General features: G+C 62.2%; 12 protein-coding genes, 1 tRNA gene and 1 pseudogene. 12 read left to right on the top strand and 2 right to left on the bottom strand.

The window, feature by feature from the left end; genetic code table 11:
* From AC0L2X_RS10565 to AC0L2X_RS10535, 7 genes are all read left to right on the top strand, one after another.
* Positions 1–822, top strand: a complete 822-nt coding sequence (locus tag AC0L2X_RS10565; RefSeq protein ID WP_473557496.1) for a biotin--[acetyl-CoA-carboxylase] ligase — start codon at positions 1–3, stop codon at positions 820–822.
* An 84-nt stretch (positions 823–906) separates the two neighbouring features.
* Positions 907–2,577, top strand: coding sequence for a ribonuclease J (locus tag AC0L2X_RS10560; RefSeq protein WP_352490239.1), 1,671 nt, complete (start codon positions 907–909; stop codon positions 2,575–2,577).
* Between the two features lie 97 nt (positions 2,578–2,674).
* A complete protein-coding gene (gene mce, locus AC0L2X_RS10555; protein WP_352490238.1) occupies positions 2,675–3,079 on the top strand; it encodes a methylmalonyl-CoA epimerase in 405 nt (134 codons plus the stop codon).
* Positions 3,076–3,360, top strand: a complete 285-nt coding sequence (locus tag AC0L2X_RS10550) for a DUF1467 family protein (RefSeq protein WP_254818117.1) — start codon at positions 3,076–3,078, stop codon at positions 3,358–3,360. The genes mce and AC0L2X_RS10550 overlap by 4 nt, the downstream gene beginning before the upstream one ends.
* Positions 3,361–3,920: 560 nt before the next feature.
* Positions 3,921–5,249, top strand: a complete 1,329-nt coding sequence (proS, locus tag AC0L2X_RS10545; protein WP_473557499.1) for a proline--tRNA ligase — start codon at positions 3,921–3,923, stop codon at positions 5,247–5,249.
* Positions 5,246–6,532: a lipoprotein-releasing ABC transporter permease subunit gene (locus AC0L2X_RS10540; protein ID WP_352490235.1), complete on the top strand. Its 1,287-nt coding sequence runs from the start codon at positions 5,246–5,248 to the stop codon at positions 6,530–6,532. Before proS ends, AC0L2X_RS10540 begins: the two co-directional genes overlap by 4 nt.
* A complete protein-coding gene (locus AC0L2X_RS10535; RefSeq protein WP_254818120.1) occupies positions 6,529–7,212 on the top strand; it encodes an ABC transporter ATP-binding protein in 684 nt (227 codons plus the stop codon). Before AC0L2X_RS10540 ends, AC0L2X_RS10535 begins: the two co-directional genes overlap by 4 nt.
* A 390-nt stretch (positions 7,213–7,602) precedes the next feature.
* Here the strand turns inward: AC0L2X_RS10535 and lipB are convergent, their stop codons facing one another.
* Positions 7,603–8,346 carry a lipoyl(octanoyl) transferase LipB gene (gene lipB, locus AC0L2X_RS10530; protein ID WP_473557501.1) on the bottom strand — a complete coding sequence of 248 codons (744 nt, stop codon included), beginning with the start codon at positions 8,344–8,346 and terminating at the stop codon, positions 7,603–7,605.
* Between the two features lie 177 nt (positions 8,347–8,523).
* Here lipB and AC0L2X_RS10525 point away from each other — a divergent pair.
* A tRNA-Leu gene (locus tag AC0L2X_RS10525) sits at positions 8,524–8,608 on the top strand.
* A 137-nt stretch (positions 8,609–8,745) separates the two neighbouring features.
* Positions 8,746–10,128, top strand: coding sequence for a DUF6538 domain-containing protein (locus AC0L2X_RS10520; RefSeq protein ID WP_473599763.1), 1,383 nt, complete (start codon positions 8,746–8,748; stop codon positions 10,126–10,128).
* A gap of 535 nt (positions 10,129–10,663) precedes the next feature.
* On the opposite strand, the gene AC0L2X_RS10515 is transcribed toward AC0L2X_RS10520, so the two are convergent.
* Positions 10,664–10,861 carry a hypothetical protein gene (locus AC0L2X_RS10515; protein ID WP_473599762.1) on the bottom strand — a complete coding sequence of 66 codons (198 nt, stop codon included), beginning with the start codon at positions 10,859–10,861 and terminating at the stop codon, positions 10,664–10,666.
* Between the two features lie 54 nt (positions 10,862–10,915).
* On the opposite strand from AC0L2X_RS10515, the pseudogene AC0L2X_RS10510 reads away from it, so the two are divergent.
* From AC0L2X_RS10510 to AC0L2X_RS10500, 3 genes and pseudogenes are all read left to right on the top strand, one after another.
* Positions 10,916–11,249: pseudogene (locus tag AC0L2X_RS10510) on the top strand (transposase); the annotation flags it as partial.
* Positions 11,250–11,423: 174 nt separating this feature from the next.
* On the top strand, positions 11,424–12,410 hold the full coding sequence (locus tag AC0L2X_RS10505) for a methyltransferase (RefSeq protein ID WP_473599820.1): 987 nt from the start codon (positions 11,424–11,426) through the stop codon (positions 12,408–12,410).
* Between the two features lie 301 nt (positions 12,411–12,711).
* Positions 12,712–13,176 (top strand): GNAT family N-acetyltransferase, encoded by a 465-nt coding sequence (locus AC0L2X_RS10500; protein WP_473599761.1) that lies wholly within the window; start codon positions 12,712–12,714, stop codon positions 13,174–13,176.
* Positions 13,177–13,518 lie beyond the last annotated feature (342 nt).

The following is a 13,518-nucleotide window of genomic DNA, read 5'->3' as shown; positions in this document are numbered from 1 at the left end:
ATGACGTTCAGGCTGGCTCCAACCGCGGCTTCGGAAGGGTTCCGGCTCGAGGCGCACGATTCGGTCGGCTCCACCAATGCGCTGGCGCTGGAGCACGCGCGGGCTGGCGATCCGGGCAAACTCTGGGTCGTCTCAAAAAAGCAGGAAGCCGGACGTGGCCGCCGCGGCCGCGCCTGGGCGACGCCTGAGGGCAATCTGGCCGCGACGCTGCTGGTGATCACCAGCACCGAGCTTCGGCTTGCCGCGACGCTCGGCTTCGTTGCCGGACTGGCGCTGGCCGACGCGCTCGACGCCGTCGTGCCGAAGGGCAGGATCGCGATCGGCATCGATGGTGCGAGCCAGGGCAAGAACCGTTTCGAACTGAAATGGCCGAACGATGTGCTTGCCTCGGGCGCCAAGCTCGCCGGCATCCTGCTGGAATCGGCGATGCTGGATGGCGACCGTTCGGCGGTGGCTGTCGGCATCGGCGTCAATGTGGTGGCATACCCTGAGGATTTGCCCTATCCAGCGACGTCGCTCAACGCGCTGGGGTCTGCTTGCGATGCCGAGACGCTGTTTCTGGCGCTGTCGGATGCGTGGAGCGAGAATGCGCGGCTGTGGAACGAAGGGCGCGGGCTTGCCGCCGTCAGGCGGCGCTGGCTGGCGCGTGCGGCGGGGCTTGGCGGGCAGGTTGCTGTCAGAATTGACGGTAATGTGGTGCGCGGCACCTTCGAAACCATTGACGACGACTGCCGTTTCGTGATCCGCGACGATCAAGGTTCGGTTCTGACGATCGCTGCCGGCGACGTGCATTTCGGCGCGGTTGCCTCGGCTGGCGGTTGACCGGCCAATACGTTTGACTGGCCAGCATTTGACCAGCTTGAGTTTGACCGGCCCACAATTTTGACCGGCAAGGAAGGAAAGACCATGGCGACAGCGGAAAACGCCGAACTTGTCTTCGTGCCGCTCGGCGGTGTCGGCGAGATCGGCATGAACTTCGCCCTCTACGGCTATGGGCCGGCCAATGCGCGCGAATGGATCGTCGTCGACGTTGGCGTCACTTTTCCCGATGCAACCCTGCCCGGCGTCGACCTGGTACTGCCCGACACCCGCTTCATCGAGGAGAATGTCGCCAATCTGCGCGGCATCGTCATCACCCATGCGCATGAGGACCATTACGGGGCGCTGCACGACATCTGGCCGAAGCTCAAGGCGCCGGTGTGGATGACGCCGTTCAGCGCCGGCCTGCTGGAAGCCAAGCGGCAGGGCGAGCAAGGGGCGCCGAAGATCCCGGTGACGATCTACCGGGCCGGCGAGAAATTCACCGTCGGCCCGTTCGAGATCGAAGCCATTCCTGTCGCGCACTCCATTCCCGAACCGATGTCGCTGGCGATCACCACGCCGGCCGGCGTCGTCATCCATACCGGCGACTGGAAGATCGATCCGGCGCCGACGGTCGGGCCGATGACCGACGAGGCGCGCTTCCGCGCCTATGGCGACAAGGGCGTGCTGGCGCTGATCTGCGATTCCACCAATGCGATGCGGGAAGGGGAATCGCCGTCCGAAGTGGCGGTGGGCGAGGGCCTCAAGAGCGTCATCCAGAACGCCAAGGGGCGGGTCGCCGTCACCAGCTTCTCCTCCAATGTCGGGCGTATCGTCTCCATCGCCAAGGCGGCGCGCGATGCCGGCCGCCAGTGCCTGGTGCTTGGCCGCTCGATGAAGCGCGTCATCGATGTGGCTGATGAACTCGGCTATATGGACGGGTTGCCGGAATTCATCGCCGAGGAGGATTACGGCTTCATCCCGCGCGAAAACCTCGTCATCATCTGCACCGGCAGCCAGGGCGAGCCGCTTGCCGCACTCGCCAAGCTGTCGCGCGACGAAATGAAATCGGTGGCGCTGACGGCCGGCGACACGGTGGTGTTTTCCTCGCGCACCATTCCCGGCAACGAGAAGGCGATCCTCGAAATCAAGAACCGCCTGATCGATCTCGGCATCAAGATCATCGAGGACGGCGACGCGCTGGTGCATGTCTCCGGCCATCCACGCCGCAGCGAATTGCGCAAGATGTATGAATGGGTGCGGCCGCAGATCGGCGTTCCCGTGCATGGCGAGGCGGCGCACCTAGTGGCGCAGGGCTCGCTGATGTCGACGTCCGGCATCGGCCAGGTGGCGCAGGTGCGCGACGGCGACATGCTCCGGCTGTATCCGGGTGCCGCGGCCATCATCGACCAGGTGCCGTTCGGCCGCATCTACAAAGACGGAAGGCTGGTCGGCAGCGACCAGGCGATGGGCATTCGCGACCGCCGCAAGCTGTCCTTTGCCGGCCATGTCGCCGTCAACGTCGTGCTCGACGACAAATACGAGCTTGCCGGCGATCCCGATCTCGTCGCCATCGGCGTCGCCGAGGCCGACGGCAGCGGCGAGAGCCTGGAAGACCTGATGATCGATGCGGCAATCGGCGCCGTGGACTCCATCCCCCGCCAGCGCCGAAAAGACCTCGACCTGGTCCAGGAGGCGGTGCGGCGCGCGGTGCGCGGCGCGGCCAACGAAGCCTGGGGCAAGAAGCCGCTGGTGACGGTGTTCGTCACGAGGTAAGGGAATAGGGGAGTAGGGCAGTACGGCAGTAGGGGGAGAAAGTAATTTTTCCCTACTCCCATACTGCCCTATTGCCTTACTGCCCTGAGGAAAACCTATGCTCGGACGCCTCAACCATGTTGCGCTTGCCGTGCCGGATCTGGCTGCGGCTGCGGCGGTCTATCGCGATACGCTTGGCGCCCGCGTGACCGCGCCGCAAGCGCTGCCGGAGCATGGCGTTACGGTGGTGTTCGTCGATGTCGGCAACACCACGATCGAGTTGCTGGAGCCGCTCGGCGAAGCCTCGCCGATCGCCGCATTCCTCGAGAAGAATCCATCCGGCGGCATGCACCATGTCTGCTATGAGGTGGACGACATCGTTGCGGCGCGCGACCGTCTCAAGGCCAGCGGCGCGCGCGTGCTGGGCGACGGCAATCCGAAGACCGGCGCGCATGGCAAGCCGGTATTGTTTCTGCACCCCAAGGATTTCTTCGGCACGCTGGTCGAACTGGAGCAAGCATGAGTTGGGTTTCGTTCGTCGCCCTGTTCTTCGCCACATGGTGGGTGGTGTTGTTCGCCGTCCTGCCGTTCAGCATGCGGACGCAGGACGAGGACCGGGACGTGACGCTTGGAACGGTTCCGAGCGCTCCGCGCGGACCGCACATGCTGCGCGCGGCGCTGCGCACGACAATCGCCACGCTGGTCCTCATGGGTATCTTCTACGGCATCACGAGAGGGCTTGGCCTCGGCATCGACGACATCCCGCACATCGTGCCGGATTTCAACCAGAGCCCAGCGCATTAGCCGGCTACCTACCGTGTCCGGCTATCCCAGCCTAGCCGACGCCCTGAAATCAAGCTGAGCCAGCAAGGTCAACCCAAAGTAAAGGCCGGGGCGGGTTTGGGCTGACGCAACGTCATGTAGTTTGGTAATCTGTCGTGCTAACCAAATGATTGCACAAAAAAAATGCAAGGCGCGAGGCCTTGCAATTTAAACGCGTCCGATCTGTTTCCGGTGTCCGGCGGCAGCGAGTTACCGCGCCTAGATCGCATCCTCCCAAGACTTTGACCGCGTAGGAGAGCAGATTTTTCTCTACCCTCTCGGTTATGGGGGCACACTAGCCTAAGGCGGGTGAAAATGTCACGAAGAATTTTGCCCGGAAACAGGCAATCTCGTGCTGCAGTGCACAATAGTACGGCAGGCGTTGCTTGCGAAACGCCCAGCAAGCCGTGTGCGGCAATTGCGGCGTCTATGCAGGGCCCGGGCCGGGTTTCCATTCCGCCATGAAATGGCTATGAAGCCGGGGCAAGCAAGCCAGCGCTGCGCCGATTCCGGCGCCGCCATCCTCTCTCACGGACCAGTCCATGCGTTTGTCGCGCTATTTCCTGCCCATCCTCAAAGAAAATCCGCGCGAGGCCGAGATCGTCTCGCATCGGCTGATGCTGCGCGCCGGCATGATCCGCCAGCAGGGGCAGGGCAGCTTTTCCTGGCTGCCGCTCGGCAAGCGGGTGCTGGACAAGGTCTGCCGGATCATTCGCGAGGAGCAGAATCGCGCCGGCGCGCTCGAAATCCTGATGCCGACGATCCAATCGGCCGAGCTGTGGCGCGAAAGCGGCCGCTATGAAGATTACGGCAAGGAGATGCTGCGCATCAAGGACCGGCAAGACCGCGATATGCTCTACGGGCCGACCAACGAGGAGATGGTCACCGAGATCTTCCGCTCCTACGTCAAGTCCTACAAGGACCTGCCGCTCAACCTCTATCACATCCAGTGGAAGTTTCGCGACGAGGTGCGCCCGCGCTTCGGCGTCATGCGTTCGCGCGAGTTCCTGATGAAGGACGCCTATTCGTTCGACCTCGATTATGAAGGCGCCAAGGCCGCCTATAATCGCATGTTCGTGTCCTATCTCAGGACGTTTACGCGCATGGGGCTGCAGGCTATCCCGATGCGCGCCGACACCGGGCCGATCGGCGGCGACCTCAGCCATGAGTTCATTATCCTGGCCGACACCGGCGAGAGCCAGGTGTTTTGCCATCGCGACTATCTCTCGCTTGATGTTCCGGGGGCGAATACCGACTTTTCGAATGACGCCGAGATCGCCGAGATCGTCAAGACGTGGACAACGCCCTATGCCGCCACCGACGAAATGCATGACGAGGTGGCATGGGAGAAGGTGCCGACCGGCGACCGGGTCTCGGCGCGCGGCATCGAGGTTGGGCATATCTTCCATTTCGGTGACAAATATTCCAGGCCGATGGGCGCCAAGGTGACCGGGCCGGACGGCAAGGATCATTTCGTCTCTGGCGGTTCCTACGGCATCGGCCCGTCCCGGCTTGTCGCGGCGATCATCGAGGCCAGCCATGACGATAACGGCATCATCTGGCCGGAAGCGGTGGCACCGTTCGATGTCGGCCTGATCAACATGAAGGCTGGCGATGCCGAATGCGACCGCATCTGCGGCGAACTGAATGCCGCCTTTGCCGCCGCCGGCAAGGAGGTGCTCTACGACGACACCGACCAGCGGCCGGGCGGCAAGTTCGCTACCGCCGACCTGATCGGGCTCCCGTGGCAGGTGATCGTCGGGCCGCGCGGCGTCGCCGCCGGCGACGTCGAGATCAAGAACCGCAGGACCGGCGAGCGCGAGACGCTGCCGATCGGCGACGTGAAAAAGCGTTTCGGTGCCGCCGCATGAACAAAGCGGCAGCAGCCAAACCTTCGGCGGCAGGACCCTTTTCCGGCTTCGAGCGCATGGTGGCGTGGCGCTATCTGCGCTCGCGCCGCAAGGAGACGGTGATCTCGGTGATCGCCTCGATCTCCTTCCTTGGCATCATGCTGGGCGTTGCCACGCTGATCGTCGTCATGGCGGTCATGAACGGCTTTCGCGCCGAACTGCTGACGCGCATCCTTGGCGTCAACGGGCACCTGATCGTGCAGCCGCTCGACATGCCGCTGGAGGACTATGCGCAGCTCGCCGGCCGCATCAACGGCGTGCCCGGCGTCAAATACGCCATCCCGCTGATCGACGGACAGGTGCTGGCGCAAGGCAATGTCGGCGGCGGCACCGGCGCGCTGGTGCGCGGCATACGCGGCGAGGATCTCGGCAAGATCACAATCGTCGCCAACAACATCAAGGAGGGCTCGATCGTCGGCTTCGACACCGGCGAGGGCGTCGCCATCGGCAGCCGCATGGCCGAGAATCTCGGCCTTGTGCTTGGTGACACGATCACGCTGATCTCGCCCGAGGGCGACGTCACGCCGCTCGGCACGACGCCGCGCATGAAAGGCTATCCGGTCACCGCGATCTTCGAGGTCGGCATGTCGGAATATGACAGCTCCATCGTCTACATGCCGTTTTCGGAAGCGCAGCTTTATTTCAACATGGACGGCCGGGCGCAGACGATCGAGATCTACACCGACAATCCCGACAATATCGACGCGCTGAAGCCGAAGGTCGAAGAGGCGGCGCAGCGGCCGATCAGCCTTGTCGATTGGCGGCAACGCAACAAGACGTTCTTCGACGCGCTGCAGGTCGAGCGCAACGTCATGTTCATGATCCTGACGCTGATCGTGCTGGTGGCGGCCCTCAACATCATTTCGGGGCTGATCATGCTGGTGAAGGACAAGGGCCACGACATCGCCATCCTGCGCACCATGGGAGCGACGCGCAGCGCGATCCTGCGCATCTTCCTGATGACGGGCGCTGCGATCGGCGTTGTCGGCACCATCGCCGGCGTGCTGCTCGGCGTCGTGATCTGCCTGAACGTCGAGCGCATCCGCCAGTTCTTCTCCTGGCTGGCCAACGAGCGGCTGTTCAATCCCGAGCTTTATTTCCTCAGCCAGCTGCCGGCCCGCATGGATGCCAGCGAGACGATCTCGGTCGTTCTCATGGCGCTGGCGCTGTCGTTCCTGGCGACCCTGTTTCCGGCGTGGCGCGCGGCCAGGCTCGATCCGGTCGAAGCGCTGAGGTACGAATGATGGCCGAGGCCATTATCGAGCTGAAGAGCGTCGAGCGGCACTATGTGCAGGGGCCGCGCAAGCTGACCATCCTGAATGGCGCCGATTTTTCGCTGAAGCGTGGTGAGATGGTGGCGTTGGTGGCGCCGTCGGGCACCGGCAAGTCGACGCTGCTCCATACGGCCGGGCTGCTGGAGCGGCCGGACGCCGGCGACGTGATCCTGGCGGGGCGCGCCTGCGGCCGGCTTTCCGACGACGAGCGCACGGCGATCCGTCGCAACGATGTCGGCTTCGTCTACCAGTTCCACCACCTGCTGCCTGAATTCTCGGCGTTGGAAAACATCATGATGCCGCAGCTGATAAAAGGGCTGCCGCGCAAGGAGGCGGCCGAGCGGGCGGCGCAATTGCTCGACTATATGCAGATCGGCAAGCGGGCGCAGCATCGGCCTTCCGAGCTCTCCGGCGGCGAGCAGCAGCGGGTCGCCATTGCGCGTGCCGTCGCCAATGCGCCGCTGGTGCTTTTGGCCGACGAGCCGACCGGCAATCTCGACCCGGTGACCGCTTCCTATGTGTTCGAGGCGCTGGCAGCGCTGGTCCGGCAATCGGGCCTGGCGGCACTCATCGCCACCCACAATCACGAGCTCGCCTCGCGCATGGACCGCCGCGTGACGCTCGCCGATGGCAAGGTCGTGCCGCTTTAGGGTGCGCTGCAATTGAGGTGATGACGGCCTGCGAGCTGGCGTGCGCCGTCCCGCCGCTTTCCGCGGGCGCTGTCGGCCCAAAACGGTCGGCATCTCCCTCTCAACCCTTTCTTAACCCTGCCGAAAATGACCGAGCCCAATTCCGGCGATGCCGGGATTGGGATCGTTGACATTCGAACAAAATTAGAACAAAATATGAACATACTAACAACAGGAGAGAGTTATGACCGATCTTGTTCAAGATGTCGTCTCGCTGGTGTGCATGAGCACGTTCCTCATTTCCATGGCAATCTGGATCGGTGCGATGTGAGGACTGAGCTCAAGGATGGGGCTCGACGCTGATGAGCGAGGGCCGCCTTCGCACCTTGGCGCAGGCGTTCGACGAGTGCTTCAGCCGGCCCTGCGGGACACTTCGACAGGCGACACCGCGGCGGGCCCGAATACGTCCTCGAAAGCGGATTTCAGCGCCAGGTCGAGGTCGGCCATGGTCACGGGAAGGCCGAGATCGACAAGGCTGGTGACGCCGTGATCCTGGACGCCGCACGGCACGATGCCGCTGAAATGGCTGAGGTCCGGCTCGACATTGATGGCAATGCCGTGAAAGCTCACCCAGCGCCTCAGCCTGATGCCGATGGCGGCGATCTTGTCCTCGGCCGCCGAGCCGTCGGGCAAAGCGGGGCGGTCCGGCCGCACCACCCACACGCCGACACGGTCCTCGCGGCGTTCGCCGCGTACGTTGAAGGCGGCCAGTGTGCCGATGATCCATTGCTCGAGTGCCGCGACGAAGGCGCGGACATCCTCGCGTCGCCGCTTCAGGTCGAGCATCACATAGGCGACGCGCTGGCCCGGCCCGTGATAAGTGTATTCGCCGCCGCGCCCGGCGGCAAAGACCGGGAAACGGTCCGGCTCGATCAGGTCCTCGCTGCGAGCGCTGGTGCCGGCGGTGTAGAGCGGCGGGTGCTCGACCAGCCAGACCATCTCGACGGCGGTGCCGCTGCGGATGGCCTCGGCGCGCGCCTCCATCACGGCGAGCGCATCGGGGTAGGCGGTGAGGCCTGGCTCGATGCGCCATTCGACCGGCGCCGAGCCGGGCAAGGGCAGGAACGACGTGGCGATCTGGCTGCGTTCTGTCATGATATCTTGTCTCGCCACTCATATGGCGGCAATCGGTACAAACGTCCAGTTCCGGGTACGCTCGGCCCCTTGAAGAGTTATGCCGATGTCCGGCCGATTATTGCTGGCCGCGCACTTGTTTCACCGGAAACGATTTGCTACACGCCGCGGGCCGGTTGGTTCCGGCTCCTACCACGTGCGGTCGTGGCGGAATTGGTAGACGCGCAGCGTTGAGGTCGCTGTGGGGCAACCCGTGGAAGTTCGAGTCTTCTCGACCGCACCATTAAATTAGTGAACTGACTCTCCTAACTCATTGAAATGTCATATCGACAGATCCCCCTCTCACGGGGGATCTTGGAATTCTTGCCGTAGTGCGATACAGTCTGCGATACAAAATGAGATACATCGCGAGATTGGCCCATGCGAAAAGAGGCCTTCCCAGAGCCCGCCAGGGACCCGGATCGTTACCTCATCCAGCGCGACGGGATTTTCTATTACCATCGGCGAGTGCCTGCCAAGCTGGCCGGCATCGACGATCGAGGCACCTTCATTCGCAAGTCTTTGGGAACGGACGAGCGCCGCCTGGCACGTGCAATGCGCGACAGGCTTGAAGACGCGGACAAGACCCTGTGGGCCGTGCTTCTTTGCGGCGGCGAGACAAGATCAGCACTTGATCAGTATCGTGACGCCGTTCACCGGGCTGAAGCCATGGGCGTCTCTTACCTTTCAAACGGACAAGTGGCAGGCTTTCACAATGTCGATGCGATCTTAAAGCGCGTCGAGGCGCTGGAGCGCGTCCAAGCGGCTCCCGCCGTGGCCGACGCTCTCCTCGGCGGCGTGCAAGTGCCGCCGGTCAAAATCTCGGAGGCTTTTGATCTCTACGCCGACGAGATCATGGCGCATGAAGTTGTGGGTAAGAGTCATTCGCAGCGCAGAATGTGGAGGAAAGTAAAGCAGAGGGCCGTCAGCAATTTTATCGCCCTGGTCGGCGACAAGCCCATCGGTGAAATCACGCGCGAGGATGGACTGGCCTTCTACCGATTTTGGCTCAAGCGTGTTGCGCCGTCGCCCGACGTCGGACCCGCAACACATTCCGCGTCGGCCGGCAATCGAGATCTCGGCAACATGCGCGACCTCTACAGGCGCTATTTCGCTCATCTGGGCGAGGAACAAAAAGGCACCCCGTTCGATGACCTCCGCTTTTCGGAGCGTGGCAAGCGTCGTCGTAAACGGCCGTCATTCGAACCCAAATGGATATCCCATCAGATCATGAGGCCAGGCGCATTAGCATCTCTGGATGCTCAAGCGCGCCGATGCGTTCTGGCGCTGATCGAGACAGGCGCGCGGCCAAGCGAGATATGCAATCTCGATGAGACCGTGATCTTCCTTGACACACCGGTTCCCTACATTCGCATCACCCCACGGGAGGACCCTGATGATCCGCGCGAAATCAAGACCGAATGGTCCGTGCGAGATGTGCCTTTGGTAGGTGTCGCCTTGGAAGTTTTTAAGAAAAGTCCACAGGGATTTCCGCGCTACCGCAATCGTGAAGAGGCACTTTCAGCAAACCTGAATAAGTATTTCAAAACCCACAGACTGTTCCCGACTCCGAAGCACAAGATTTACTCGCTCCGGCACAGTTTCGAGGATCGTATGAAAGAGGCAGGCCTCGACAGTGAGCTTCGCAAAATCTTGATGGGCCATACGATCGAGCGGGTAGAGTATGGTTCGGGCGGATCACTGCAATGGCGACGCGACGAGCTCAAGAAAATTGCTTTGCCTTTCGATCCTGAGATCGTTTGAGCCGTTCCTGGACGCGCAGCATTGCGCCCGTCTCTGCAATCAGTTTCTTCTTTTCCCGTTCAAGACGCTCGTAAATTGGGAGATACGCTTGTCCTTTTTTGCCAGCCTTGTGAATAGCAAGCGCCAGTGTATCCAGAGCGCGGTCAATTCGCTCTAACGTCACAGACTCAGGAACCGTGCTGACCCGTGGCAGAGCACAATTTGTCCGCGGTTCCCATCTCCGTTTTCGGCTCGGTGATGACACAGAGGAGATAATGGCAGCAGGAGCAGGTGAGAAAAGCGGTTTGGCTCTGGCATAGTGCGGCGGCGCGCTTCGGCGTAGAAATCGGAAAACGGGCCTGCGGCGGCAGCTCTGAAATCGATCGGCGTTAGGCCTTCATCCGCCGGAGATCGGAATCCGCAACCCACCATCTATGGCACGCGACTGCAGATCAGTCGCGGTACGGCACCTCTCGCCGGGGGTGGCGGTCCCGCGTCTCGCCTGTGGCGCCGCTATGCTGACGCTCCTTCGGCACCCGGTTAACCGGTCTCGAGGTCACGAACTGGCTACGTCGACGAAATGAATCCTCCTTAGACCAATGGACATTTCATCGACTGCGCTTTGTACGCCTTTTTTATTGACGAGGCGTTCTTTTGCTACTGTGGGCAAGCGGCCTGACAACAAATCGAAATCGAGTCCCACGAACTCGAAATTGAGAGTCATGACGATGGTTGATGGGGCATGACCTGCCACTGAGTTTTTCCTCCATTTGAGATTAGAGTCCGGCCTCGATTGAAGGACGGACCGATGAAGAGAAAGCGGTTTACGGAAGAGCAGATCATCGCGGTTCTGCGTGAGCACGAAGCGGGGGCGAAGGCGGGCGACCTGGCGCGCAAGCATGGGATCTCCGAGGCGACGCTGTATAACTGGAAGGCGAAGTATGGCGGGATGGACGTCTCCGATGCCAAACGGCTGAAAGCCTTGGAAGACGAGAACGCGAAGCTGAAGAAGCTGCTCGCCGACCAGATGCTGGAAGCGTCGGCACTGCGCGAGCTTCTTTCAAAAAATGGTAGGGCCCGCCGCCAAGCGTGAAGCCATCGCGCATCTGCAGGCCTCGATGGGCCTGTCGGAGCGGCGGGCCCGAGGCGGCGATAGACATTCTCAGAAGCTGACGTTCAGCTTTGCCAGGAGTATCCGCTACGTCATCGTGTCGGTCGCTCCAAATAATGATTTTGTCTTCACTTTCCGGAGAACGGAGGTTCTAATCTATGGGAGCTGCTTCAAATTCGGTCCTGGATCGCGGAAGGGGGGCGACATGGTGGATTCTGCCCGGATCGACAAGCTGATCGCAGCGGTGCCCGCCGCCTTAGCGCTTCGAGCCGGGCTGGACCTTGGCATCTTCACCCGGCTCGGTGGCAGCGCGATGACCGCTGACAGCCTGGGGGCCGCGCTCAAAGTCGAGCCCGATCGTCTGTCGCGGCTCCTCTACGCGCTCGCCAGCATCGGTCTCCTCGAAGTCAAGGATGGTCAATTTCGCAACGGAGCCGAAGCATCGGCCTTCCTCGACGCGTCCAAGCCGACCTATCGCGGCGGCGATCATGCGCTCCTGCGCGAGCTCTGGGAAGCCGACTTGCTGACCGCAGAGTCGCTGCGACAGAACCGGCCGGCTGCGCTGCACGACTTTTCCGAAGCAGGGCCCGAGGCCGCGGCGGCCTTCAGCCGCAGGCTCGCACCGGGCGGGGTGATCTTCGGCCGACATCTGGCCCGGGCGATAGACCTCTCGGCGATCGCTTCGGTGATCGACATCGGCGGGGGCCCCGGGACAATTCTCGTCGGACTTCGCGAGCGGTGGCCGCATATTGCGGCGACGCTGATGGAACTGCCAACGGTCGCAGCGGCCGCGCCAGATATCCTGTCAGAATACGGTGCCGACGACGTGGTTGTCGAAGAGGGGGACATAACTGTCGCGCCATCGATCGGTCGGCACGATCTGGCGATCCTGAAGGCCGTCGTCCAGGTCCTTCCGCCTGACCAGGCGCGCAGTTCGATCCTGAACGCGGCGCGTTGCCTCACACCGGGAGGCGAGATCGCAATTGCGGGGTGGGGTGTCGTCGATGACGACCGCCTCGGCCCGCCTGAGGGTGTCTTTCTCAATATCACCTTCTTGAACCTCTATCGCCACGGCGAATCGTACACTGAAGGTCAGTATCGAGCGTGGATGACCGAGGCTGGATTCCGGGATATCTCCAGGTCGCGCCTGGCGGACGGCTGCACCTTGTTTCGTGCGCGCCTCACGGGCTGATTGTGGTTGGATGGTTGGTTTCGGACGCAAGGCTCTCCGAGGCGCCGATGAGCACACGGCAGTATGCCCGGCTGGTCGATAAATGGCTCTCAGCGATTGGGCTGCGACCTGAAGACGGCACACTACCAAGGGGCTGTCATTGGTGATTAGCGGAGCGGCCTGCCAGGCCGTTGCATTGGCGCCGCCTCAGGTCGAAAATGCCCCATGGAAGCAGTCCGATTTCCCAAGCTCACGACACCAAGGCTCGTGCTTCGGGCGCCGAGCGAACGGGATATCCCAGCATGGTTTGCGCGCGCGATGGATGTCGTCCCTTGCCGGCGATCCCATTCGTGACGACAGAAGGGCAGGCGAACGGTGGTTCGCCCGTTCGCGTCAGCGATTCGCTGACGGCAAGGCGATCCAGTGGTCCGTAGACCAAGCAGGAGTATCGGACGCGATCGGGACGATAACCCTGTCCTTCGGCGCAACCGACGCCAAGGCAGCCGCATTGGGATTTGTGCTGGCGCGTGCGCATTGGGGGCACGGACTGGGCAGCGAGGCGGCGCGCGAAGTCCTCCGCTACGCCTTTGAAACTCTGGCGCTTGAACAGGTGACGGCCGAGGCGGCGGCGCGCAATTTCGCGTCGCTGCGAATATTGGCGAAGCTCGGCTTCAAACATATCGAGAGTTTAATCGATGAGTCCCACGGCGAGCGCTGCCAGCGTTTTGCGCTCGAAGGAGAGGTCGGATCGTCACTGTTGGCGAGCAACGCGATGCCAGACTGCTAGGCTTTGAACCATCCGCCAATGGAGATTGTTTGTTCTGTTTAGGTCCGCAATGAGGTCGCCAGCGGAACGTCCATTTGCTGATGACTTCAGCCTAGAAGCTGACAGTCGGCTCATGGCCCCATTCCTGACATAGTCGCTACTGCTCAGAAAATCACTTGCTCTGCCGGCTTCCACCGTAGGAATACTCACTTGAGCGTTTGAGCCTGAGTTCTTCGTTCGCTACGGGAGCCTCGCGCGGCGTCACAACCATACGCGTCATCGCCGCGCTCATAACACGGATGGGCAAGCGCGTGACTGATCGCCGTCCCCGCGTTCACTCCTGTCTGTTCATCCTAAGCCCAA

This window comes from Mesorhizobium sp. WSM4828, from assembly GCF_055811175.1.
Note: the sequence above shows the minus strand (reverse complement) of the source record. Positions and strands in the feature narration are given on the sequence as shown.